Annotated in this window: 20 protein-coding genes and 1 tRNA gene; 10 read left to right on the top strand and 11 right to left on the bottom strand. The window is 70.3% G+C overall.

What is annotated here, in order from left to right; all coding sequences use genetic code 11:
• Positions 1 to 152 precede the first annotated feature (152 nt).
• Entirely contained in the window at positions 153 to 1,265 is a 1,113-nt protein-coding gene (locus ACFY3C_RS26945; protein WP_386572592.1) for a LacI family DNA-binding transcriptional regulator, read from the bottom strand.
• A gap of 431 nt (positions 1,266 to 1,696) precedes the next feature.
• Here ACFY3C_RS26945 and hisC point away from each other — a divergent pair, with 431 nt between their 5' ends.
• Entirely contained in the window at positions 1,697 to 2,776 is a 1,080-nt protein-coding gene (gene hisC, locus ACFY3C_RS26940) for a histidinol-phosphate transaminase (protein WP_390772553.1), read from the top strand.
• A gap of 56 nt (positions 2,777 to 2,832) precedes the next feature.
• Here the strand turns inward: hisC and ACFY3C_RS26935 are convergent, their stop codons facing one another.
• The gene (locus tag ACFY3C_RS26935) at positions 2,833 to 3,225 is read right to left on the bottom strand and encodes a cyclophilin-like fold protein (protein WP_390772552.1); all 393 of its coding nucleotides are present in this window, start codon (positions 3,223 to 3,225) and stop codon (positions 2,833 to 2,835) included.
• 209 nt (positions 3,226 to 3,434) lie between these two features.
• Here ACFY3C_RS26935 and ACFY3C_RS26930 point away from each other — a divergent pair, with 209 nt between their 5' ends.
• Genes ACFY3C_RS26930 through cydD form a run of 3 tightly spaced genes read left to right on the top strand, consistent with a single transcriptional unit; the run spans position 3,435 to position 9,574 of the window.
• Positions 3,435 to 4,943 (top strand): cytochrome ubiquinol oxidase subunit I, encoded by a 1,509-nt coding sequence (locus ACFY3C_RS26930; protein ID WP_386572589.1) that lies wholly within the window; start codon positions 3,435 to 3,437, stop codon positions 4,941 to 4,943.
• Between the two features lie 15 nt (positions 4,944 to 4,958).
• A complete protein-coding gene (gene cydB / locus ACFY3C_RS26925) occupies positions 4,959 to 5,969 on the top strand; it encodes a cytochrome d ubiquinol oxidase subunit II (protein WP_390772551.1) in 1,011 nt (336 codons plus the stop codon).
• A 59-nt stretch (positions 5,970 to 6,028) separates the two neighbouring features.
• Positions 6,029 to 9,574 carry a thiol reductant ABC exporter subunit CydD gene (cydD, locus tag ACFY3C_RS26920; RefSeq protein WP_390772550.1) on the top strand — a complete coding sequence of 1,182 codons (3,546 nt, stop codon included), beginning with the start codon at positions 6,029 to 6,031 and terminating at the stop codon, positions 9,572 to 9,574.
• 60 nt (positions 9,575 to 9,634) lie between these two features.
• On the opposite strand, the gene ACFY3C_RS26915 is transcribed toward cydD, so the two are convergent.
• The 6 genes from ACFY3C_RS26915 to ACFY3C_RS26890 all read right to left on the bottom strand — a co-directional run bounded on the left by ACFY3C_RS26915 (position 9,635) and on the right by ACFY3C_RS26890 (position 15,795).
• The gene (locus tag ACFY3C_RS26915; protein WP_390772549.1) at positions 9,635 to 10,522 is read right to left on the bottom strand and encodes an HAD hydrolase family protein; all 888 of its coding nucleotides are present in this window, start codon (positions 10,520 to 10,522) and stop codon (positions 9,635 to 9,637) included.
• 84 nt (positions 10,523 to 10,606) lie between these two features.
• Positions 10,607 to 11,518 (bottom strand): LLM class flavin-dependent oxidoreductase, encoded by a 912-nt coding sequence (locus tag ACFY3C_RS26910; RefSeq protein ID WP_386572583.1) that lies wholly within the window; start codon positions 11,516 to 11,518, stop codon positions 10,607 to 10,609.
• A 43-nt stretch (positions 11,519 to 11,561) separates the two neighbouring features.
• Positions 11,562 to 12,101 (bottom strand): RNA 2'-phosphotransferase, encoded by a 540-nt coding sequence (locus ACFY3C_RS26905; RefSeq protein WP_390772548.1) that lies wholly within the window; start codon positions 12,099 to 12,101, stop codon positions 11,562 to 11,564.
• A gap of 121 nt (positions 12,102 to 12,222) precedes the next feature.
• A complete protein-coding gene (locus ACFY3C_RS26900; RefSeq protein WP_390772547.1) occupies positions 12,223 to 13,170 on the bottom strand; it encodes a MerR family transcriptional regulator in 948 nt (315 codons plus the stop codon).
• Between the two features lie 31 nt (positions 13,171 to 13,201).
• Positions 13,202 to 14,956, bottom strand: a complete 1,755-nt coding sequence (locus ACFY3C_RS26895; protein ID WP_390772546.1) for an SDR family oxidoreductase — start codon at positions 14,954 to 14,956, stop codon at positions 13,202 to 13,204.
• Positions 14,953 to 15,795 (bottom strand): M24 family metallopeptidase, encoded by an 843-nt coding sequence (locus tag ACFY3C_RS26890; protein WP_390772545.1) that lies wholly within the window; start codon positions 15,793 to 15,795, stop codon positions 14,953 to 14,955. Before ACFY3C_RS26890 ends, ACFY3C_RS26895 begins: the two co-directional genes overlap by 4 nt.
• A gap of 239 nt (positions 15,796 to 16,034) precedes the next feature.
• On the opposite strand from ACFY3C_RS26890, the gene ACFY3C_RS26885 reads away from it, so the two are divergent.
• From ACFY3C_RS26885 to ACFY3C_RS26860, 6 genes are all read left to right on the top strand, one after another.
• Entirely contained in the window at positions 16,035 to 16,997 is a 963-nt protein-coding gene (locus ACFY3C_RS26885; protein ID WP_389179768.1) for an ABC transporter ATP-binding protein, read from the top strand.
• Positions 16,987 to 17,904, top strand: a complete 918-nt coding sequence (locus ACFY3C_RS26880; RefSeq protein ID WP_390772544.1) for an ABC transporter permease — start codon at positions 16,987 to 16,989, stop codon at positions 17,902 to 17,904. The genes ACFY3C_RS26885 and ACFY3C_RS26880 overlap by 11 nt, the downstream gene beginning before the upstream one ends.
• Positions 17,901 to 18,812 (top strand): ABC transporter ATP-binding protein, encoded by a 912-nt coding sequence (locus tag ACFY3C_RS26875; RefSeq protein WP_390772543.1) that lies wholly within the window; start codon positions 17,901 to 17,903, stop codon positions 18,810 to 18,812. Before ACFY3C_RS26880 ends, ACFY3C_RS26875 begins: the two co-directional genes overlap by 4 nt.
• A 10-nt stretch (positions 18,813 to 18,822) precedes the next feature.
• Positions 18,823 to 19,542: an ABC transporter permease subunit gene (locus tag ACFY3C_RS26870; RefSeq protein WP_386572573.1), complete on the top strand. Its 720-nt coding sequence runs from the start codon at positions 18,823 to 18,825 to the stop codon at positions 19,540 to 19,542.
• Positions 19,543 to 19,639: 97 nt separating this feature from the next.
• Positions 19,640 to 19,882, top strand: a complete 243-nt coding sequence (locus ACFY3C_RS26865) for a hypothetical protein (protein ID WP_390772542.1) — start codon at positions 19,640 to 19,642, stop codon at positions 19,880 to 19,882.
• A gap of 275 nt (positions 19,883 to 20,157) precedes the next feature.
• A tRNA-Ser gene (locus ACFY3C_RS26860) sits at positions 20,158 to 20,242 on the top strand.
• A 179-nt stretch (positions 20,243 to 20,421) separates the two neighbouring features.
• On the opposite strand, the gene ACFY3C_RS26855 is transcribed toward ACFY3C_RS26860, so the two are convergent.
• The 3 genes from ACFY3C_RS26855 to pheA form a co-directional block, all read right to left on the bottom strand.
• A complete protein-coding gene (locus ACFY3C_RS26855) occupies positions 20,422 to 21,225 on the bottom strand; it encodes an HAD family hydrolase (protein WP_390772541.1) in 804 nt (267 codons plus the stop codon).
• Positions 21,222 to 22,499, bottom strand: a complete 1,278-nt coding sequence (gene serS, locus ACFY3C_RS26850) for a serine--tRNA ligase (RefSeq protein WP_386572569.1) — start codon at positions 22,497 to 22,499, stop codon at positions 21,222 to 21,224. Before serS ends, ACFY3C_RS26855 begins: the two co-directional genes overlap by 4 nt.
• Positions 22,500 to 23,029: 530 nt before the next feature.
• Entirely contained in the window at positions 23,030 to 23,962 is a 933-nt protein-coding gene (gene pheA / locus ACFY3C_RS26845; protein ID WP_386572567.1) for a prephenate dehydratase, read from the bottom strand.
• Between the last annotated feature and the right edge of the window lie 49 nt (positions 23,963 to 24,011).

The following is a 24,011-nucleotide window of genomic DNA, read 5'->3' as shown; positions in this document are numbered from 1 at the left end:
ACCTGTTTGGGGCCCGTGGAGCCGCGTGCCGCGAGGCGGCCGAGCCGTGGTGGCCGGATTCGGCTCCCCCCGGGGCCCCTCGGCCCCCGCCCCCGGCCGCGGCGGGTGAACCGATCGCGCCACCCGCCGGGCTCCCGCCTGCGATCCCCCCGCTATCCCCTTTCCGGGGTCCGCGGTGGGCTGACGGTCGTGCGCGGGGGACGCCGCTGGGACGAGGTTCGCACGATCAGCTCCGTCGGTATCACCTGCTCGACGGGCTGGTCCGACTCGACGCCCTCGATGGCGTCGATGAGGAGCTGGACCACCGCGGTGCCGATCCGGCGCGGCTTCAGGGAGAGCGTGGTGATGGGTGGCTCGGTGTTGGCGTACACCGTGGATTCGCTGCAGCACACCAGCAGCAGGTCGTCCGGGACGCGCAGGCCGTAGCGGCGGGCGGCGGCGAGCAGGTCGGTGCCGTTGGGGTCGAAGAGGCCGTAGACGGCGTCCGGGCGGTCGGGGCGGGCGAGCAGCCGGTCGGCGGCGACGGCGCCCGCGCACGGGTCGTGCGCCGGGTAGGCCTCGTAGACCGGGTCCTGGCCGACGCGCTCGCACCAGCGCAGGTAGGCCGTGGTGGACAGATGGGTGTACGTGTCCGTCGTCGTGCCGGTGAGCAGGCCGATCCGGCGGGCGCCCGCGGCGGCGAGGTGGTCCAGGATGCCGAGGACGGCGGCCTCGTGGTCGTTGTCGACCCAGGCGGTGACCGGGAGCGAGCCGGCCGGGCGGCCGTCGGAGACGACCGGCAGCCCCTGCCGGACGAGTTCGCTGACCACCGGGTCCTGGTCGGAGGGGTCGATGACGACCGTGCCGTCCAGGGCCACGTTCGACCACACGTCGTGGCGGGAGGTCGCGGGCAGGATGACCAGGGCGTAGCCACGGGCGAGCGCGGCCGAGGTGGCGGCCCGGGCCATCTCGGCGAAGTACGCGAACTCCGTGAAGGTGAAAGGTTCATCCCCGTACGTCGTCACGGTCAGGCCGATCAGTCCCGACTTGCCGGTACGGAGGGTGCGCGCGGCGGCCGAGGGGCGGTACCCCAGCCGGTCGGCGACCTCGCGGACATGGCGCCGGGTGGCATCCGGGAGCCGGCCCTTGCCGTTGAGGGCGTCGGACACGGTTGTGATGGAGACCCCGGCGGCGGCGGCCACGTCTCTGATGCCCGCCCGGCCCGGTCGACTGCCTCGACGTGAGGTTTCCGCGCGGCTCACCTGGTGCTTCCCTGCTGCTGTCATGGCGAGCCGATAGTAGGGCTCATGCGGTGGGGTAGTGCGGACGCATATGCACACATTGACAGGTACGTTTCTGCATGGTCATTACGGCTCAACTGCCTTGGAAAGCAAGGAAGTTGAGTGCTCTCATGGTAAGACGTGACGTGTCGACGCGCATGAGCCTGCCAAGTGCTCGATGTCTCGAAGAGGTCTCAACTCACCTGCACGGGTGATGCGCGCCACGGCGCGAGCCACCGGCGCGTAGATATATGTGCGGCGCGCCCCCCGATACGTACGCCTTCGTCTGGTGATGCCCCTGATGCCTGTGGGATCGGTGAGGTTCGCCTCTTGTGGTGCCCCGCATCTGTTCGCAGGGGCGCCGAATCCTCATAAGGTGTGGAGTATTGGAAGCCGGCGGCGTCGACGGGCCGCCGGTGGTCGCGAGGAGGACTGCGGTGAGCGAGACGAGCCCGAAGCTGCGCGCCGAGCTGGCGGGTATCCCCACGTACAAGCCGGGCAAGCCCGCCGCGGCCGGCGGGCCGGTCGCCTACAAGCTGTCCTCCAACGAGAACCCGTATCCGCCGCTGCCCGGCGTGATGGAGAGCGTGACCGCGGCTGCCTCCAACTTCAACCGCTACCCGGACATGGCCTGCACGGGCCTGATGAACGAGCTGTCGGAGCGCTTCGGTGTCCCGCTCTCCCACCTGGCCACCGGCACCGGCTCGGTGGGTGTCGCCCAGCAGCTGATCCAGGCCACCAGCGGCCCCGGCGACGAGGTGATCTACGCCTGGCGGTCCTTCGAGGCGTACCCGATCATCACGCAGATCAGCGGCGCCCGGTCGGTGCAGGTGCCCCTCACTGCGGGCGATGTGCACGACCTGGACGCGATGGCGGAGGCGATCACCGACCGGACGCGTCTGATCTTCGTCTGCAACCCCAACAACCCGACCGGCACGGTGGTGCGTCGCGCGGAGCTGGAGCGCTTCCTCGACCGGGTGCCCGGCGATGTGCTGGTGGTGCTGGACGAGGCCTACCGGGAGTTCATCCGCGACCCCGAGGTGCCCGACGGCGTCGAGCTGTACCGGAACCGGCCCAACGTCTGCGTCCTGCGCACGTTCTCGAAGGCCTACGGCCTCGCCGGGCTGCGCGTCGGTTTTGCGATCGCGCACGAGCCGGTGGCGGCGGCGCTGCGCAAGACGGCGGTGCCCTTCGGTGTCAGCCAGCTCGCGCAGGAGGCGGCGATCACCTCGCTGCGGGCCGAGGACGAGCTGCTGGGCCGGGTCGGCTCGCTGGTGTGCGAGCGCACGCGCGTGGTCGACACGCTGCGCGCCCAGGGCTGGACGGCCCCGGAGACCCAGGCCAACTTCGTGTGGCTGCGGCTGGGGGAGCGCACGGTCGCGTTCGCGGCGGCCTGTGAGGAGCACGGTGTGGTGGTCCGGCCGTTCCCGGGCGAGGGTGTGCGGGTGACGATCGGCGAGACCGAGGCGAACGACATCTTCCTGAAGGTGACGGAAGCGTTCCACAAGGAGATCTGAGCGGGCTCCGTCGGGAGCACCGAAGCGGTTCCGGGTGGGCCTCGCTTGTGCGGGGCCTACTCGTCTGTCAGTACCTCTTCGTGGATCAGTTCCACGCGTATGGGGTCGCCGTCGCGCACGGTCGCCAGGACTGCGGCGTCCCCGTCGAGTCGGCCCAGGACGTTGCACGGGCTCGCGAGCCGGCACTCGTCACCTCGCGAGATGGGCGTGGGCCCGTAGGGAAGGGCGAGGGCGTCGCCGTCCGTCCAGAAGGCCACCGTGCCCGGCTCCACGATCTGCCGGGCGTCCGTTTCACGTGAAACGGAGACACCTGTGTCGAAATACACCTCCTCGCCCCAGACGTGGGCGGTGGAGGTGAGCGGCAGGGCCTTGCCGAGGGCCCGGGTGGTCGGCGTGTCGTCGAGGGTCGCGGTGGTGTTGCCTGCGAGCCAGGAGATCCGTATCTGCATGGCGCGCAATTCAACAAGATGTTGAAGTCGCCGCCAAGACCTTGACGGCACGGCGAAGGGGGGACCCCCCGTTGGTTGCCGAAAATCAGTAGGTCATAATGGCTTGTGAATGTGAACGCGTTCACAAGCGCATCCCGTTTGCTCCTCTATGTACGTGACAAGAGGGGCAAACCGCCGCAGTACCACGGCGTAGTAAGGAGAGTGACGACGTGGACCTGGCTTTGGCGCCGGAGACACTGGCGCGCTGGCAGTTCGGCATCACCACCGTCTACCACTTCCTGTTCGTCCCCCTGACGATCTCCCTGGCCGCCCTCACGGCCGGGCTCCAGACGGCCTGGGTGCGCACGGAGAAGGAGAAGTACCTCAGGGCGACGAAGTTCTGGGGCAAGCTCTTCCTGATCAACATCGCGATGGGTGTGGTCACCGGCATCGTGCAGGAGTTCCAGTTCGGTATGAACTGGTCGGACTACTCGCGCTTCGTCGGTGACATCTTCGGCGCCCCGCTCGCCTTCGAGGCCCTGATCGCGTTCTTCTTCGAGTCCACCTTCATCGGGCTGTGGATCTTCGGCTGGGACAAGCTGCCCAAGAAGATCCACCTGGCCTGCATCTGGATGGTCTCGATCGGCACGATCCTGTCGGCGTACTTCATCCTGGCGGCCAACTCCTGGATGCAGCACCCCGTCGGCTACCGGATCAACAAGGCCAAGGGCCGGGCCGAGCTCACGGACTTCTGGCATGTCCTGACCCAGAACACCGCGCTCAGCCAGGCTTTCCACACCCTCACCGCGGCCTTCCTGACCGGCGGCGCCTTCATGGTCGGCATCTCCGCCTACCACCTGGCCCGTAAGCGGCACATCCGCGAGATGAAGACCTCGCTGCGGCTCGGCCTGATCACGGTGGTCATCGCCGGCCTGCTCACCGCGGTCAGCGGTGACGTGCTCGGCAAGGTCATGTTCAAGCAGCAGCCCATGAAGATGGCCGCTGCCGAGGCGCTGTGGGACGGCCAGAAGCCGGCACCGTTCTCGATCTTCGCCTACGGAGACGTCGAGAAGGGCCACAACACCGTCGCGATAGAGATCCCGGGCCTGCTGTCCTTCCTCGCCAACGACGACTTCACCTCGTACGTCCCCGGCATCAACGACGTCAACAAGGCCGAGCAGCAGAAGTTCGGGCCCGGCGACTACCGGCCCAACATCCCGGTGGCCTTCTGGGGCTTCCGGTGGATGATCGGCTTCGGCATGGCCTCTTTCACCATCGGCCTCGCCGGACTGTGGCTGACCCGGAAGAAGTTCATGCTGCCGCAGCACCTGAGGGTCGGCGAGGACGAGGTGCCGCACCTGGTGCTGTTCCGGAACAAGGCGCTCGGCCCGAAGCTGACCACCTGGTACTGGCGCATCGCGATCTGGACCCTGGCCTTCCCGCTGATCGCCAACTCCTGGGGCTGGATCTTTACCGAGATGGGCCGTCAGCCGTGGGCCGTCTACGGCGTCCTGCAGACCCGGGACGCGGTCTCCCCCGGTGTCTCCCAGGGCGAGGTCCTCACCTCGATGATCGTCTTCACCGCGCTGTACGCGATCCTCGCCGTCGTCGAGGTCAAGCTGCTGGTGAAGTACGTCAAGGCCGGCCCGCCCGAGCTGACCGAGGCCGACCTCAACCCGCCCACGAAGATCGGCGGCGACACCCGTGACGCCGACAAGCCGATGGCCTTCTCGTACTAGGCCGGGGGAACAGTCATGGAACTTCACGACGTCTGGTTCGTCCTCATCGCCGTCCTGTGGACCGGCTACTTCTTCCTGGAGGGCTTCGACTTCGGGGTCGGCATCCTCACCAAGCTGCTCGCCCGGAACCGGCCGGAGCGCCGGGTGCTGATCAACACCATCGGGCCCGTCTGGGACGGCAACGAGGTGTGGCTGCTCACAGCGGGCGGCGCGACCTTCGCCGCCTTCCCGGAGTGGTACGCCACCCTCTTCTCCGGCTTCTATCTGCCGCTGTTGGTCATCCTGGTCTGCCTGATCGTCCGGGGTGTGGCCTTCGAGTACCGGGCGAAGCGGCCCGAGGAGAACTGGCAGCGCAACTGGGAGACGGCCATCTTCTGGACCTCGCTCATCCCGGCGTTCCTGTGGGGCGTGGCCTTCGGGAACATCGTGCGGGGGGTGAAGATCGACCAGCACTTCGAGTACGTCGGCGGCGTCGGGGACCTGCTCAACCCCTACGCCCTGCTCGGCGGCCTGGTGACGCTCACGCTCTTCACCTTCCACGGGGCGGTCTTCGCGGCGCTGAAGACCGTCGGGGACATCCGGCTGCGGGCACGGAAGCTGGCGCTGCGGGTCGGTCTCGTGACGGCTGTCCTGGCGCTCGCCTTCCTGCTGTGGACGCAGGCCGACAACGGCGACGGCAAGAGCCTGGTGGCCCTGATCGTGGCGGTCGTCGCCCTGGTGGCCGCTCTGGTGGCCAATCAGATGGGTCGCGAGGGATGGTCGTTCGCGCTGTCCGGCGTGACCATCGTGGCGTCGGTGGCGATGCTCTTCCTGGCGCTCTTCCCGAACGTCATGCCGTCCACGCTCAACGGGGACTGGAGCCTGACGGTCACCAACGCCTCGTCGAGCCCGTACACCCTGAAGATCATGACGTGGTGTGCGGCCATCGCCACGCCGCTCGTCCTGCTCTACCAGAGCTGGACCTACTGGGTGTTCCGCAAGCGGATCGGCACGCAGCACATCGCTCCTGACGCTGCAGCACACTGAGTCCGCCGAGGGTGTGTTTCACGTGAAACACACCCTCTGGACCGAAGGGCATGTTTCACGTGAAACCAATCGATCCGCGCCTCCTGCGCTACGCCCGCGCCACCCGCCTCTTCCTGGTGGCGGTGGTCGGTCTCGGGGCCGTCGGAGCCGGGCTGGTGATCGCCCAGGCCATGCTCATCGCCGAGGTGGTGGTCGGCGCCTTCCAGCACGGGCAGTCGGTCGCTGAACTGCGCACTCCTCTGCTGCTGTTGGCGGCCGTGGCCGTGGGGCGATCGATTGTCGCGTGGCTCACCGAACTCGCGGCACACCGTGCGAGCGCGGCCGTGAAGTCGGAGCTTCGGGGGCGGCTGCTGGAGCGCGCGGCCCAGCTGGGCCCCGGGTGGTTGAGCAGACAGCGGACCGGCTCGCTGGTCACCCTGGCCACCCGAGGAGTTGATGCCCTCGACGACTACTTCTCGCGCTATCTCCCACAGTTGGGCCTGGCGGTCGTCGTCCCGGTGGCCGTGCTGGCGCGGATCGTCACCGAGGACTGGGTGTCGGCGGCGATCATCGTCGGCACCCTGCCGCTGATCCCCCTGTTCATGATGTTGATCGGCTGGGCCACGCAGTCCCGGATGGACCGTCAGTGGCGGCTGCTGTCCCGGCTGTCGGGCCACTTCCTGGACGTGGTCGCCGGGTTGCCCACGCTGAAGGTGTTCGGCCGGGCCAAGGCGCAGGCAGACTCCATCCGCCGGATCACCGGCGAGTACCGGCAGGCCACCATGCGGACCCTGCGGATCGCGTTCCTCTCCTCCTTCGCCCTGGAGCTGCTGGCCACTCTGTCGGTCGCGCTGGTCGCCGTGACGATCGGCATGCGTCTGGTGCACGGCGACATGGACCTGTACGTCGGCCTGGTCATCCTGGTGCTGGCGCCCGAGGCCTATCTGCCACTGCGCCAGGTGGGCGCGCAGTACCACGCGGCGGCGGAGGGGCTCGCCGCGGCGGAGGAGATCTTCGCCGTACTGGAGACGCCGGCACCCGCGTCCGGCACCGCGGTGGTGCCCGAGGGCCCGCTGGCCTTCGACGGGGTGACGGTCCGCTACCCGGGGCGGTCGGCGGACGCCGTGAGCGAGGTGTCGTTCACCGTCGAGCCCGGCGAGACCGTGGCGCTGGTCGGGCCGAGCGGCGCGGGCAAGTCGACGCTGTTGAACGTGCTGATGGGGTTCGTGCAGCCCGCCGAGGGCCGGGTCCGGGTCGGGGGAGCCGATCTCGCGGACGTCGACCTGGCGCAGTGGCGGTCGAGGATCGCGTGGGTGCCGCAGCGGCCGCACCTGTACGCCGGGACCATCGCGGAGAACGTCCGGCTGGCCCGGCCCGACGCGGACGACACCGCCGTACGCCGCGCACTGCGGGACGCGGGCGCGCTGGAGTTCGTGGACGCGCTGCCCGAGGGGGCCGACACGGTGCTCGGCGAGGACGGGGCCGGGCTGTCCGCGGGGCAGCGGCAGCGGCTCGCGCTGGCCCGGGCCTTCCTCGCGGACCGGCCCGTGCTGCTGCTGGACGAGCCGACGGCCGCGCTGGACGGGGCGACCGAGGCCGACGTCGTGGCGGCGGTACGGAGGCTTGCAGCGGGCCGGACGGTGCTGCTGGTTGTGCATCGGCCGGCGCTGCTGGAGGTTGCCGATCGGGTGGTGCGGCTGGAGGGCTCGGAGTCCTTGGCGCGGCTGTCCGGCAGTTGCCCGTCCAGGGGGCTCCGCCCCCTGGACCCCCGTCCTCGCCCACCCGCCACCCGACTCGGTCAGTTGGAAGGTGGACCGGACGGCGCTGGACTCGGCCCGCTGAGGACCGGGGCGGGAGCGCAGGTCCTGCAAGGGTTCCGGAGTGCCCTCGCCCGGGTTCGGAGGCTCGCCGGGCCCCGGCGTGGTCGGCTTCTTCTCGCGCTGCTGCTCGGGAGTCTGGCGCTCGGCAGTGCTGTCGGGCTGATGGCCACCTCCGGCTGGCTGATCTCGCGAGCCTCGCAGCAGCCGCCGGTGCTGTATCTGATGGTGGCTGTGACGGCGACGCGGGCCTTCGGGATCGGGCGCGCCGTCTTCCGGTACGCCGAGCGGCTGGTGTCGCACGACGCCGTGCTGCGGATGCTGGCCGACACCCGGGTCGCCGTCTACCGGCGGCTGGAGCGGCTGGCGCCCGCGGGCCTGCGCACGGCCCGCCGCGGCGATCTGCTCACCCGGCTGGTCTCCGACGTGGACGCGCTCCAGGACTACTGGCTGCGCTGGCTGCTGCCCGCCGGCGTCGCGGTCGCCGTCTCCACCGCCTCCGTCGCCTTCACGACCTGGCTGCTGCCCGAGGCCGGAGCCGCCCTCGCGGCCGGGCTCCTTGCGGCCGGTGTCGGTGTCCCCCTGGTCACCGCGGCCGCGGCCCGCCGGGCCGAGCGTCGGCTGGCGCCCGCTCGCGGAGAGCTCGCGACCCGGGTGACCGACCTGCTCACCGGCACCGCCGAGCTGACCGTCGCCGGCGCGCTGCCGGCCCGTACGGCCGCGGCCCGGCAGGCCGACGGCACGCTCACCCGGATCGCGTCGCGCTCTGCCGCCGTCACCGCGCTCGGTGACGGGCTCACCGCGCTGCTCTCCGGCCTGACCGTCACCGTCGCCGCCCTGCTCGGCGCCCAGGCGGTGGCCGCGGGCCGGCTCGGCGGCGTGGCGATGGCCGTGGTGGTCCTCACCCCGCTGGCCGCCTTCGAGGCCGTACTGGGGCTGCCGCTCGCCGTGCGCTACCGGCAGCGGGTGCGCCGGAGCGCGGAGCGCGTGTTCGAGGTGCTGGACGCCCCGGAGCCCGTACGTGAGCCGGAGCAGCCCCGGCAGGCGCCCGCCTCGCCCTTCCCGGTCGTGCTCAGGGGCCTGGACGCCCGGCACGCGGGACAGCACCGGGACGCACTCGCCGGACTCGACCTCACGTTGGAGCAGGGCCGCCGGATCGCCGTGGTCGGTTCTTCCGGATCCGGCAAGACGACACTCGCCCAGGTGCTCCTCAGGTTCCTCGACCCGCAGGCGGGCTCGTACACGCTCGCCGGTGTGGACGCCTGCGCCCTGGCCGACGACGACGTGCGACGGCTCGTCGGACTGTGCGCGCAGGACGCGCACCTCTTCGACAGCAGCGTGCGCGAGAACCTGCTGCTCGCCCGGAAGGACGCTACCGAGGCCGACCTGCGCGACGCGCTGGCCCGGGCCCGGCTGCTGGACTGGGTGGACGGGTTGCCGGACGGGCTGGACACGCTCGTCGGCGAGCACGGGGCGCGGCTGTCGGGCGGGCAGCGGCAGCGCCTCGCGCTGGCCCGCGCGCTCCTCGCCGACTTCCCGGTCCTCGTCCTGGACGAGCCCGCCGAGCACCTGGACCTGCCGACGGCCGACGCACTCACCGCGGATCTGCTCGCCGCCACGGAGGGCCGTACGACCCTGCTGATCACCCACCGGCTGGCCGGGCTCGACGCGGTCGACGAAGTGGTCGTGCTCGACGCAGGCCGGGTGGCGCAGCGCGGGCGGTACGCGGAACTGGCCGCCGTGGAAGGGCCGTTGCGGGAGATGGTGCTGCGGGAGACGGCGGCGGAGTCGCTGGTGGGGGCGCGGTGACGGGCCACTGGTGAGAGTCCCCCTACCGGAGACCCCCACCGGGTTGCCGGAGTAGCGACATCAGACGCGTTCGGCGATCATCCGCTCGATCACGACCGCCACGCCGTCGTCGTTGTTGGCGACCGTACGGCCCGAGGCGGCGGCGATGACGTCCGGGTGGGCGTTGCCCATCGCGTACGACTGGCCGGCCCAGGTCAACATCTCGACGTCGTTGGGCATGTCCCCGAAGGCGACGACCTCCTCGGGCGTGATGCCGCGCTCGGCGCAGCACAGGGCGAGCGTGCTGGCCTTGGAGACGTCCGGTCCGCTGAGTTCCAGCAGCGCGCTGGGGCTGGAGCGGGTGACGTTGGCGCGGACGCCGATCGCGAGACGGGCGAGGCCGAGGAAGACGTCCGGGTCGAGTTCGGGGTGGTAGGCGAGGATCTTGAGCACGGGCTGGTCGGCGTCCGGGCCGTCGGCCGAGAGCAGGTCCTCGGCGGGCAGGAGGTTGTCCGGTATCTCCATGTGCAGCTTGGGATAGGCCGGTTCCTGGTGGAAGCCGTACGTCTGCTCGACCGCGAACACCGTGCCCGGTACCGCGTCACGCAGCAGTCGTACGGCGTCCAGCGCGTTCTCCCGGGCCAGTTCGCGCACCTTCACGAAGCGGTGGGTGCCGGGGCCGCCGTGCAGGTCGACCACGGCGGCGCCGTTGCCGCAGATCGCCAGGCCGTGGCCGTGGACGTGGTCGCTGACGACGTTCATCCAGCGGGCCGGGCGACCGGTGACGAAGAAGACCTCGATGCCCGCGGCCTCGGCGGCGGCCAGCGCGGCGACCGTCCTCGGGGAGACCGACTTGTCGTCGCGCAGGAGAGTGCCGTCGAGGTCGGTGGCGATCAGCCGCGGCGGTAGAGCGGCGGCCGGGGTCCCGGGCTGTCTGGTCGCTGAGGTCACCGGGTCATTCTCGCGCATATGCCAGCACGCCCGTGCGGAAGTCCGCACAGATGAGTCCACAGACACATCGCAGATGGCCGACGGGTGACGTCTGTCACCGGGTCACGCCAGCTGGGCGGGAGCCTCCATGGCGATCCGCTCGAAGACCTTCTCGTCCGCGGCGAAGTCCGAGTCCGGGATGGGCCAGTGGATCACGATCTCGGTGAAGCCCAGCTCCTGGTGGCGGCCGGCGAAGTCCACGAAGGCGTCCAGGGATTCGAGCGGGCGGCCGCGGTCCGGGGTGAAGCCGGTGAGCAGGACCTTCTCCAGCTCGGTCACGTCCCGGCCGATCGACGCGCACGTCTCGGACAGCTTCTCCAGCTGTCCGCGCAGCGCCTCGACCGACTGCTCCGGCGTGCCGTTCTCGTACAGCTTCGGGTCGCCGGTGGTCACCCACGCCTGGCCGTGCCGCGCGGCGAGCCCCAGTCCGCGCGGGCCGGTTGCCGCCACCGCGAAGGGCAGCCGGGGCCGCTGCACACAGCCGGGGATGTTGCGCGCCTCGTGCGCCGAGTAGAACCGGCCCTCGTACGTCACCGCGTCCTCGGTGAGCAGCCGGTCGAGCAGCGGCACGAACTCGGCGAACCGGTCGGCGCGCTCGCGCGGCGTCCACGGCTCCTGACTACTTTTCGACAGGGCCGTCGCGTCGAAGCCGGTGCCGCCGGCGCCGATGCCGAGGGTGATGCGGCCGCCGGAGATGTCGTCCAGGGAGATCAGTTCTTTGGCGAGGGTCACCGGGTGCCGGAAGTTCGGCGAGGTGACCAGCGTGCCGAGGCGGAGCCGGTCGGTGGCGGCAGCGGCGGCGGTCAGCGTCGGTACGGCGCCGAACCACGGGCCGTCGCGGAAGCTGCGCCAGGACAGGTGGTCGTAGGTGTACCCGGTGTGGAAGCCGAGCTGCTCGGCCCGCGTCCAGGCCGAACGACCGCCCTCGCTCCAGCGGCGGTACGGCAGGATCACGGTGCTCAGACGCAGACTCATGCGTCCGAGGGTACGGGGCCCCACCGACAAGGGCCGAAATCGATCAAGAGAACCGCAGGTAGCGGGGTGGTACCGCCTGGGTGAGCCACACTCCGTTCGCGCTGACGTGGAAGATGTGGCCGTCGCGGTGCATGGCGCCGGCGTCCACGGTCAGCACGACGGGGCGGCCGCGGCGGGCGCCGACCCGGGTCGCGGTCTCGCGGTCGGCAGAGAGATGGACGTCGTGCCTGTTCATGGGCCGCAGGCCCTCGGCACGGATCGCGTCCAGGTTGCCGGCCACGGTGCCGTGGTAGAGGTACGGCGGCGGGGTCGTCGGGGGCAGGCCGAGGTCGATCTCGATGCTGTGGCCCTGGCTGGCGCGGATTCTCGTGCCCTCGATCGCGAAGCGCTGCTTGTCGTTGGCGGCCACCACGTGGTCGAGCTCCTCACGGGTGAACCGGAACCCGTGCGCGGCGGCCGCGGCGATCAGTGTGTCGATCTCGACCCAGCCGCCCGGGTCCAGTGTGAGGCCGATGCGCTCGGGCTGGTGGCGGAGGTGTTTCGAGAGGTACTTCGACACCTTCACGGTGCGTCTTTCTTCCATGCCTCCAGGGTGCTGGAGAGACGCGGATCACGCAGGTTGTTTTCTCTCCCGGGTTTGATCCACAAGCAAGTGGAGTTATCCACAGGGTAATTGAAGAAATTGTGGACAACTGGCGGGCGTTTTAGGGTGTTTCGTCAAGTTCGCTGTGAGAGCGCTTCGGTGAGGCCAGGTCGTCCAAGGCCCTTGCCCTTACCTCTCGTTCGGCGGCCAGGGCGATGAACGTGGACGTGTGTTCGCGGCCAACGAGGTGCTCCACGGCGGTGATCGTCTCTGTGGGCAGGTCGACGGAACACGTCCGACCGCGCTGCTCGCGTGGATCCTCGGCACCGAGGCGTGTGCGCAGGTGCTGGATCGCGAACACGCGCATGGCCCGGGCCAGTTCGGCGTCCACGGTCTGCTGGGCGAGAGGGCGGAGGCGGCGTACCAATGAGGCCGCTTCCGCCGCGTGTGCGTCCGTGCGGTGGGTGGGGTCGTCGAGGTAGCGGGCGAAGACGTACTCGGTGGTGAACTCCAGGAAACGGGCGGCTATGTGCTCCACCTGACCTCTCAACTCCCTGAGGTGGCCTGAGATCGCGGAGAGCGGGACTCCGGCAGCGTGCAACTCCGCCGCCACGGACAGTTCTTGGGGGCTCGGTACCAGGAAGGTGTCGGGGTCGCCGTCCACCGGTTCCAGTACGCCGAGTTCGACCGCCTCGGCCACTGCGTCCTCGTCCGGGGCGCCGCCGAACCGGGCGTCCAGCTCGGTGCGGGTGATGCGGGCCGGCTCCTCGTCGGTCCATGGGCCCTCCACCTCGGTGACCAGGCCGAGGACACCGCCCAGGCCGCGGCCGGTGTCCCAGGCGTCCAGGAGTTCCTTGATCGAGGCGAGGGTGTAGCCGCGGTCGAGGAGGTGGGCGATCTGGTGGAGACGGGTGAGGTGGATGTCGGAGTAGAGGTTGGCGCGGCCCTGGCGCTCGGGGCGGGGGAGGAGGCCTTTGTCCTGGTAGGCGCGGATGGTTCTGACGGTGGTGTGGCTGCGGTGGGCGAGGTCTTCGATGCGGTAGGTCTTCTGGGCCGGGGGGTCGGTCATGTGGGGGTTCCTCGGAGGGGTACCGGAGGCTTCACAACTTCGGCTCCACCCGCGCGATCCCCCTCAACACCCCGGGCATGAACCGCGACAGAAGATGCGCGCCCCGCGCCTCGGGTGTCACCGGTACCACCGCCTTGTTGTGAGTCACCGCGTCCAGGACGGCCTTGGCGACCTTCTCCGGTGGGTAGTTGCGCAGGCCGTAGAGGCGGGCGGAGTGCTTCTGGCGCCGGCGTTGCTCGGCCTCGTCGACTCCGGTGAAGCGGGCTGTGGAGGTGATGTTGGTGTTGACGAAGCCGGGGCAGATCGCCGTGACTCCGATGTCCTGTGCAGCCAGTTCGGCGCGCAGGCACTCGGAGAGCATCAGGACCGCCGCCTTGGAGGTGCTGTAGGCGGGCAGCGCGCGGGAAGGCTGGTAGGCGGCCGCCGACGCGATGTTGACGATGTGGCCGCCCTGGCCGCGCTCGGCCATGCGCGCGCCGAAGAGGCGGCAGCCGTGGATCACGCCCCAGAGGTTGACGTCCAGGACCTTGCGCCAGTCGTCGGTCGTGGTGGTGAAGAAGGAGCCCGACAGGCCGATCCCCGCGTTGTTGACCAGTACGTCCAGCACGCCGTACTCGCGGTGCACCTTCTCGGCGAGCTTCTCCATGGCCTGTTCGTCGGAGACGTCCGCCGTCTCCGCCCACGCCTCGGGGGCGCCGACCAGCCGGGACAGCTCGGCGGTGCGGGCGGCGGCCTCGGCGTCGCGGTCGACGGCCACCACGCGCGCGCCCGCCTCCGCGAAGGCGAACGCCGTGGCCCGGCCGATACCGCTGCCCGCTCCGGTGACCAGCACCAACTGCCCGCCGAACCGGTCCGCGTGGCGGCCGGCGGCCCTGGGCTCCGGCCGGCCGCCCTCGACGCTCGTCACGAACTCCTCGATCCAGGCGGCCACCTGGTCGGGACGCGTGCGCGGGATCCAGTGCTTGGCCGGGAGCGTGCGCCGGGTCAGCTGCGGCACCCACTGCTCCAGGTCGTCGTACAGGCGCTCCGACAGGAACGCGTCCCCCTGGGGAGTGATGAGCTGCACGGGCGCGTGCGCGAACGCGTCCGGGCGGGGCCTCAGCAGCCGGGCGCGGACGTTGTCCCGGTACAGCCAGGCGCCGTGCGCCGCGTCGGAGGGGAGGGAGGGGGTCGGGTAGTCGCCGGCAAGGACCCCTTCGGTCCGCTGGAGGATCTTCGGCCAGCGCTTGCCGAGCGGGCCGCGCCAGGCCAGTTCCGGCAGGGCGGGGGTGTGCAGCATGTAGACGTACCAGGACTTGGCGCCCTGTCCGAGGAGCTGGCCCACCCGGCGGGGCGTGGGACGCTTCACGCGCGCGTTGATCCAGTGCCCGAAGTGGTCGAGGGAGGGGCCGGACATCGACGTGAAGGAGGCGATACGGCCCTCCGTGCGGCCCACGGTGACGAACTCCCAGGACTGCACCGAGCCCCAGTCGTGCCCGACGAGGTGCACCGGGCGGTCCGGGCTCACCGCGTCCACGACCGCCAGGAAGTCGTCCGTGAGCTTCGCCAGGGTGAAGCCGCCGCGCAGGGGCTGCGGTGCGGTGGAGCGGCCGTGGCCCCGGACGTCGTACAGGACGACGTGGAAGTGGTCGGCGAGGCGGACGGCGACCTGGGACCAGACCTCCTTGCTGTCCGGGTAGCCGTGCACCAGCACCACCGTCGGCTGCTCCGGGTCACCCAGCTCGGCCACGCACAGCTCGACCCCGCCGGTGTGCACCCGGCGCTCACGCGCACCCTTCAGCGTCACTTCGCCTCCGCCCAGCGCCGCACGTGCGGCAGATCGTCGTCCAGCCAGAACGCGCTCTGCTCGGGGTCCCGGGAGTCGGTGACCACCAGGATCTCCTCGAACTTCGCGCCCGTACCCCGGAAGCCGAGGTGGGGTTCGACCGCCCACAGGCCCGGCTGCGGCGGGTGGTCGGAGAAGCGGTACGGCGACCACAGGGGCGACCAGCCCTCGCGGTGGCCGTGCAGGGCGTCGGCGGCCAGGCCCTTCAGGGACTGCGTGCCGAACCCGAACAGATGGAGCGACCAGCGGCGCTGCTTCACCCGGTCCACCTTGTGGGCGATCACACCGAACGGGTACGCCCGGTGCCGGTTGGCGTAGCCCTGGCGGACCATGAGGCGGTCCACGTCCTCGTAGATCTCGCGCAGCGGCCGCCGCTCGCGCACCTCGCGCAGGATCAGCTCCCGGTGCGCCTCCAGGTCGGCCATCAGCCGGTCCTGCACCGGGTTGACGCCGAGGGAGCCCGAGTAGCCGATGTCGGCCGTGTATCCCTCGTAGACCGGGGCCATGTCCAGGATGAACGGCATCCCGGGCTCCAGGGCGCGGTCGGTCGGGAAGAACTGCAGCGGGATGCGGAAGTTCACGAACGCCGTGCGGTCGCCGAACCAGGCGAAGGGCAGGTGGAACCAGTCCCGCACCCCCCGCTCGCGCAGCCACTCGCGCTGCATCCGCGCCGCCTCGCGCTCGGTCACCCCCGGTTCGAGGCGTGCCGCGACCGCCTCCGCGCACTCGTAGGCGAGGCGCTGCACCCGCCTGAACCCCTGCAACTCCACGGAGAGTTCGCTGTTCACTGCCGTCGCCATGCCGCCCCGTCCCGTCGACTGCGGTACGCGTCCGTAACTTGACACTGGTGAATGTGACAGTTGTTAGAGGCGGCGTCAATAGGCGGGATCAAGGCTGTGGACAACGCTCGGTGAGCTGCTGCGGATAACTCTCAGGCAGGGGATCCCTCAGGGGCCCGTAATACTCGAGTCTGACGCGAAGACGGCTCTGAGGTCTGACGACCGGCGTGGTCCGGATCACTACCTTCGATGACGTGACTGTGATCGCGACCGAAAGCCTGAGCAAGCGGTTCCCCCGGGTGACCGCGCTCGACCGGCTGTCCGTGGACATCGGACCCGGTGTGACCGGACTCGTCGGAGCCAACGGCGCCGGCAAGTCCACCCTGATCAAGATCCTGCTGGGTCTGTCCCCCGCCACGGAAGGCCGCGCCGAGGTGCTCGGCCTCGACGTGGCCACCAAGGGCGCCGCCATCCGCGAACGTGTCGGCTACATGCCGGAGCACGACTGCCTGCCGCCCGACGTCTCGGCCACCGAGTTCGTCGTCCACATGGCCCGCATGTCCGGCCTGCCGCCCACCGCGGCACGCGAGCGCACCGCGGACACCCTGCGCCATGTCGGCCTGTACGAGGAGCGCTACCGCCCCATCGGCGGCTACTCCACCGGCATGAAGCAGCGCGTGAAGCTCGCCCAGGCCCTGGTGCACGACCCGCAGCTGGTCTTCCTGGACGAGCCGACCAACGGCCTCGACCCGGTCGGTCGCGACGAGATGCTCGGCCTGATCCGCCGCATCCACACCGACTTCGGCATCTCGGTCCTGGTCACCTCCCACCTGCTGGGCGAACTCGAGCGCACCTGCGACCACGTCGTCGTCATCGACGGCGGCAAGCTGCTGCGCTCCAGCTCCACCACGGACTTCACGCAGACCACCACGACCCTCGCGATCGAGGTCACCGACAGCGACGAACACCCCGACGGCACCCGCGCGGTCCGTGAGGCGCTCCACGCGCGCGGGGTGGACACCGACGACAGCAGCGGCCTCCCCGGCGCCGGGCACATCCTGCTGCTCACGGCGCAGGGTGAGGAGACGTACGACCTGGTGCGCGACACCGTCGCCGACCTGGGCCTCGGGCTGGTGCGCATGGAGCAGCGCCGGCACCACATCTCGGAGGTCTTCACGAGCGAGGAAGAGCAGCGGAAGGAGGCGGCCGTCCATGGCAGTTGAGCAGCCCATGCCGACACCCGTCGCACCGTCGGGTGACCAGACCCGCATCCACAACATCGGCTACCGCACCTACGACGGCCCGCGCCTCGGCCGCTCCTACGCCACCCGCTCGCTCTACTCGCAGTCCCTGCGTGGCGCGTACGGCCTCGGCCGCTCGGTCAAGTCCAAGGTGCTGCCGATGCTGCTGTTCGTGGTGATGTGCGTGCCCGCGGCCATCATGATCGCCGTCGCGGTCGCCACGAAGGCGAAGGACCTGCCCGTCGACTACACGCGCTACGCGATCATCATGCAGGCCGTCATCAGCCTGTACGTCGCCTCGCAGGCGCCCCAGTCCGTCTCGCGCGACCTGCGCTTCAAGACCGTGCCGCTGTACTTCTCACGGCCGATCGAGACCGCCGACTACGTGCGGGCGAAGTACGCGGCGTTGGCCTCGGCGCTGTTCGTCCTCACCGCGGCCCCGCTGCTCGTGCTCTACATCGGCGCGCTGCTGGCCAAGCTCGACTTCGCCGACCAGACCAAGGGATTCGCTCAGGGAATCGTCTCCGTGGCACTGCTCTCGTTGCTCTTCGCCGGCATCGGCCTGGTCATCGCCTCGGTGACCCCGCGGCGCGGCTTCGGCATCGCGGCCGTCATCGCCGTCATGACGATCTCCTACGGCGCGGTCTCCACGCTCCAGGCCATCGCCGAGGCGCAGAACAGCACGGGCGCCATCCCCTGGATCGGCCTCTTCTCGCCCGTCACGCTCATCGACGGAGTGCAGTCCGCGTTCCTCGGCGCGAGCTCGTCGTTCCCCGGAGCGGTCGGACCCACCGACGGGGAGGGCGTGGTCTACGTCCTCGTCGTCCTGGGCCTGATCGCCGCCAGCTACGGCCTCCTCGTGCGCCGCTACCGGAAGGTGGGACTGTGACCACACTCTCCATCGACCACGTCTCCCGCTGGTTCGGCAACGTGGTCGCCGTCAACGACATCACCATGACCATCGGCCCCGGCGTCACCGGCCTGCTCGGCCCGAACGGCGCCGGAAAGTCCACCCTCATCAACATGATGGGCGGCTTCCTGGCCCCCTCCACCGGCACCGTCACCCTCGACGGCCGGCCGGTGTGGCGCAACGAGGCCATCTACAAGCACATCGGCATCGTCCCCGAGCGCGAGGCGATGTACGACTTCCTCACCGGCCGCGAATTCGTCGTCGCCAACGCCGAGTTGCACGGCCTGGGCGCCAAGGCTGCCGGGCGGGCGCTGGCCACGGTCGAGATGGAGTACGCGCAGGACCGCAAGATCTCGACGTACTCCAAGGGCATGCGCCAGCGAGTGAAGATGGCGAGCGCCCTGGTGCACGACCCGTCGCTGCTCCTGCTGGACGAGCCCTTCAACGGCATGGACCCGCGCCAGCGCATGCAGCTCATGGAGCTGCTGCGGCGCATGGGCGACGAGGGCCGCACGGTGCTGTTCTCGTCCCACATCCTCGAAGAGGTCGAGCAGCTCGCCTGGCACATCGAGGTCGTCGTCGCCGGGCGGCACGCGGCCAGCGGCGACTTCCGCAAGATCCGCCGCCTGATGACCGACCGCCCGCACCGCTACCTGGTGCGCTCCAGCGACGACCGCGCGCTCGCGGCCGCGCTGATCGCCGACCCGTCGACGTCCGGCATCGAGGTCGACCACGCCGAGGGCGCCCTGCGCATCCAGGCCGTCGACTTCGGCCGCTTCACCACCCTGCTGCCGAAGGTCGCCCGCGACCACGGCATCCGGCTGCTCACGGTCTCGCCGTCCGACGAGTCCCTCGAGTCCGTCTTCTCGTACCTGGTCGCGGCGTAGGAGGCCGAAGATGTACGACCCCACAGTCGCCCGGCTCACCTACCGGGCCCTGCTCGGCCGCCGCCGGGCCCTCATCCTGGGCGCCCTGCCGCTCCTGCTGATCGCGATCTCCGTCGTCGTCCGCGGTCTCGCGGGCGCCGACGATCAGACGGCCGCCGACCTGCTGGGCGGGCTCGCGCTCGCCACGATGGTGCCGATCATCGGCGTCATCGCGGGCACGGGCGCGATCGGCCCGGAGATCGACGACGGCTCCGTCGTCTACCTGCTGGCCAAGCCGGTGAAGCGCCCGACGATCATCTTCACCAAGCTGATCGTGGCGATCGCCGTGACGATGGTGTTCTCGGCCCTGCCGACGCTCGTCGCGGGCTTCATCCTCAACGGCAACGGCCAGCAGATCGCCGTCGCCTACACGGTGGCCGCACTGGTCGCGTCGATCGCCTACGCGGCGATGTTCCTGCTGCTCGGCACGGTGTCCCGGCACGCGGTGGTGTTCGGCCTCGTCTACGCCCTCGTCTGGGAGGCCCTGTTCGGCTCCCTCGTGTCCGGCGCCCGCACCCTGAGCGTCCAGCAGTGGTCGCTCGCCGTCGCCCACAAGGTGGCCGGCGGGGACCTGGTGACCTCGGACGTCGGACTGCCCACGGCGACGGTCCTGCTGGTCGTGGTCACCGTGCTCGCCACCTGGTACGCGGGCCAGAAGCTGCGGTCGCTGACGCTCGCCGGCGAGGAGTGACAGGTCACGGTCCTGACGGGGGCTTCACCTCGGTCCGGGCACACTGGGCGGAGCGGATGTACGGCTAGGGGACCGCTGTACGGCTGGGAGGCCGCAGATGGCAGAGGAGATCCCGCGGTACGAGGGACGAGGGCGGACCGGCGGTGACGTCTGGGACGAGCTGGTCCTGGACGAGGACTTCGTGCGGGCCGCCGAGACCTCCGAGCCGTCCGCCCGGGCCCGGATGCTCGCCGCCCGCTGGCGCGCCGAGGAGCCGGAGCCGCAGCCGTGGCGGTCCGACGACCCGCCGGCGGGCTGGTTCTTCAGCAAGGCGCGCCGGCGCAGGTGGCGTCGCCGGTAGCGGCGGCTCCCGGTAGCGGCGGCCCCCGGTTAATTCAGTGGCGCCCAACCCGGTGGCGGGGCACAGTGGTTGTGCCCCATCCGCCGGGAGTGTCCCGGCGCCGCGTTCTGGGAGAGGAGTTGGGCGATGTCCATGCACGGCAGTACGTCCAGCTCCCTTCAGGGCAGCCTGAGCCGGGCTCCGGAGTGATCCCTACCTCTCCGTAGAGCTCATGGGAGCTGCCCGGGGCGGCCGCTTCGAGCACGCGATGTGTCTCTCGCGTGGGCCGCCCACCCGGAGGATTGGCCGAGTGGTAAGGCACCGGCTTGCTAAGCCGTGGTCGGGGGCGACCCCGCGCACGTTCGATCCGTGCATCCTCCGCGAGACGTTGTCACTGGGACTTGGCCGAATTTTCAGGGCTTGGGCGTATGTGAGAAAGGCACCCGGCGCTGCAGGCTGTGCCCACCCTCCCCCGCTCTCGGCTTCGCTCGAGCGGGGGACCCCCATCGCCCTGCGGAACGACTGCCCACAGCGGTTGCGCAGCCACGCCCGTCCCTGGCTCAGCCCAGCAACCGCTCCAGCACCACCGCGATCCCGTCCTCCTCGTTGGAGGCCGTGACCTCGTCCGCCACTGCCCTCAGCTCCTCGTGGGCGTTGGCCATCGCCACGCCCCGGGACGACCAGGCGAACATCGGGACGTCGTTGGGCATGTCGCCGAAGGCGATGGTGTCGGCGGCCTTCAGGCCCAGGCGGCGGGCCGCCAGGGACAGGCCCGTGGCCTTGGACAGGCCGAGGGGCAGCAGCTCCACGATGCCCTCGCCCGCCATGGCGACCGTGACGAACCCGCCGGCCGCCCGGCGGGCCGCCTCCACCAGCTCGTCGTCGCCCAGCGTCGGATGCTGGATGTAGATCTTGTTCAGCGGGGCGGCCCAGAGGTCGGACGCGTCCGTGAAGGGGGTGGCGGGAAGGGCGCCCGAGACCGCGTAGCCCGGCCCCACCAGCACCTTGCCGTCCAGGCCGTCCTGGCTCGCCGCCACGTACAGCGGGCCCACCTCGGCCTCGATCTTCGCCAGGGCTACGCCCGCCAGCTGCCGGTCCAGGGTCACGGACGTCAGCAGGCGGTGCTGCCCGGCGTCGTACACCTGCGCGCCCTGGCCGCAGATGGCGAGGCCGTCGTAGCCGAGGTCGTCGAGGATGTGCCGGGTCCAGGGGGCCGCACGGCCGGTGACGACGATGTGCGCCGCGCCCGCCGCGGTGGCCGCGGCGAGCGCCTCACGGGTGCGCTGCGAGACCGACTGGTCGGAGCGCAGGAGCGTTCCGTCGAGGTCGGTGGCGATGAGGCGGAACGGGAATCCGGCGCTCACTTGGCGACCGGCTCCAGGACCTCCCGGCCGCCGAGGTACGGACGCAGCACCTTGGGCACGTACACGGAGCCGTCGGCCTGCTGGTGGTTCTCCAGGATCGCCACGATCGTGCGCGGTACGGCACACAGCGTGCCGTTGAGCGTGGCCAGCGGCTTGACCTGCTTGCCGTCACGGACGCGGATCTGCAGCCGGCGGGACTGGAACTCGGTGCAGTCCGAGGTCGAGGTCAGCTCGCGGTACTTGCCCTGGGTCGGGATCCACGCCTCGCAGTCGTACTTACGGGAGGCCGAGGCGCCGAGGTCGGCGGAGGCGACGTCGATGACGCGGAACGGCAGCTCCAGCGAGGTCAGCCACTGCTTCTCCCACTCCAGCAGGCGCTTGTGCTCCTCCTGCGAGTCCTCGGGAGCGACGTACGAGAACATCTCGACCTTGTCGAACTGGTGCACGCGGAAGATGCCTCGCGTGTCCTTGCCGTGCGAGCCGGCCTCGCGGCGGAAGCACGGGGAGAAGCCCGCGTAGCGCATCGGCAGCCGGTCGGCGTCGATGATCTCGTCCATGTGGTACGCCGCCAGCGGGACCTCGGAGGTGCCGACCAGGTACAGGTCGTCCTTGTCGAGGTGGTAGACGTCCTGGGCCGCCTGGCCGAGGAAGCCGGTGCCGGCCATGGACTGCGGGCGCACCAGCGCCGGGGTGAGCATCGGCGTGAAGCCGGCCTCGGTGGCCTGCGCGATCGCCGCGTTCACCAGGGCCAGCTCCAGCAGGGCGCCGACACCGGTGAGGAAGTAGAAGCGGGACCCGGAGACCTTGGCGCCGCGCTCGACGTCGATCGCGCCGAGGAGCTGGCCCAGCTCCAGGTGGTCCTTGGGGTCGAAGCCCTCGGCGCCGAAGTCGCGGATCGTGCCGTGCGTCTCCAGCGTGACGAAGTCCTCCTCGCCGCCGACGGGCACGTCGGGGTGGACGAGGTTGCCGAGCCGGAGCAGCAGCTGCTGGGTCTCCGCGTCGGCCGCGTCGCGCTCGGCGTCGGCGGCCTTGACGTCGGCCTTCAGCTGCTCGGCACGCGCCAGCAGCTCGGCCTTCTCGTCGGGGGCGGCCTTGGGGATCAGCTTGCCGAGCTGCTTCTGCTCGGCGCGCAGCTCGTCGAAGCGGACGCCGGAGGACCTGCGCCGCTCGTCGGCAGACAGGAGGGAGTCGACGAGCGCGACATCCTCTCCACGGGCGCGCTGGGACGCGCGCACACGGTCGGGGTCCTCACGAAGCAGGCGAAGGTCAATCACGAGGCCAAGGCTACCGGTGCGAGCTCCCAGGCCACGACCCACTATTGCGACTCGCGCCTTACGTCCCGTTATGGGTCAATTACGCAGAGTGTCGAGACGTGTCAATAAAAGCCGTCTCATTCCCTGGAACGAGGCAGTCGGCCGACCCCTGGTTGACCGGATTTCCTTGTGGAGAGCGGGACTTGGCGGGCCCGTTGTCCACAGGAATCCACACGCCGGGAAGAGTTATCCACAGGCTGTGCGGAAAGTCTGTGGACTTCGGAATTGATCACTCCGGAAGTTCCGACCGGACTGAAGAATTCCCGGCTCAAACAGGGGTGACACCCACTTTCGGGTGGAAAGGGGTCGCTCCAAAAGATGAACCAAAGGAAACGAGTGGACGAAGGGTGACCTGCCGGGCGGTGGCCCCATCTGGGACATCCAGGGCGATTTGTCGACCGGATGGCACCGTCGTGTCGACTTGTCCCCAGGTCGAGAAGCGGACCTGTGGATAACTTCTGTGGATAACGAAGATACGCAGGTACGACTGGCTAGAAGCGGCCGTCCTGGCAGCGCGCGACCCAGTCCGCGGCCGCCACGAACTCCTTGTCCGAGGTCCCCGGCAGGGTGGCCCGGGCCTCGCCCGGCTTGATGTCCGCACGCGGATAGGAACCGAGGAAACGAACCTGCAGACAGATCCGCTTCAGCCCCATCAGCGCCTCGGCCACCCGCCGGTCGGAGATATGGCCCTCGGCGTCGATGCAGAAGCAGTAGTTGCCGATGCCGGCGCCGGTCGGCCGGGACTGCAGCAGCATGAGGTTGATGCCGCGGGTGGCGAACTCGCCGAGCAGGTCCCGCAGGGCGCCGGGGTGGTCGTCCCGCTGCCACAGCACCACCGAGGTCTTGTCGGCACCGGTCGGCGCGGCGGGCCGGGCCGGGCGGCCGACCAGCACAAACCTGGTCTGCGCGTTCTCCGCGTCGTGGATCCCGGTCTCCAGGGCCTCAAGGCCGTACCGGGCGGCGGCGAACTCGCCCGCGAACGCGGCGTCGTACTGGCCCTCCTGGACCAGCCGGGCGGCGTCCGCGTTCGAGGCGGCGGACTCCCAGTGCACGTCCGGGAGGTTCTTCTTGAGCCAGTTGCGGACCTGCGGCTGGGCGGCCGGATGCGCGGAGACCGTCTTGATGTCGGACAGCTCGGTGCCCGGGCGGACCAGCAGCGCGAAGGTGATCGACAGCAGCACCTCGCGGTAGATCATCAGCGGCTCGCCCGCGACCAGCTCGTCCAGGGTGGTGGTGATACCGCCCTCGACGGAGTTCTCGATCGGCACGAACGCGGCCTCCGCCTCGCCGGCCCGCACCGCGTCCAGCGCGGACTGCACCGACACGTACGGGATCAGCTCGCGGGTGGCCGCCTCCGGAAGCGTGCGCAGGGCGACTTCGGTGAAGGTGCCCTCGGGACCGAGATACGCATAGCTCGCTGGCATGCCCTCACCCTAATGGGCACCGGCGAACGCGGCCCTCGTGTCTCACGGA

Source organism: Streptomyces sp. NPDC001410, from assembly GCF_042895235.1.
In the GTDB taxonomy this organism is placed as follows: domain Bacteria; phylum Actinomycetota; class Actinomycetes; order Streptomycetales; family Streptomycetaceae; genus Streptomyces.
Note: the sequence above shows the minus strand (reverse complement) of the source record. Positions and strands in the feature narration are given on the sequence as shown.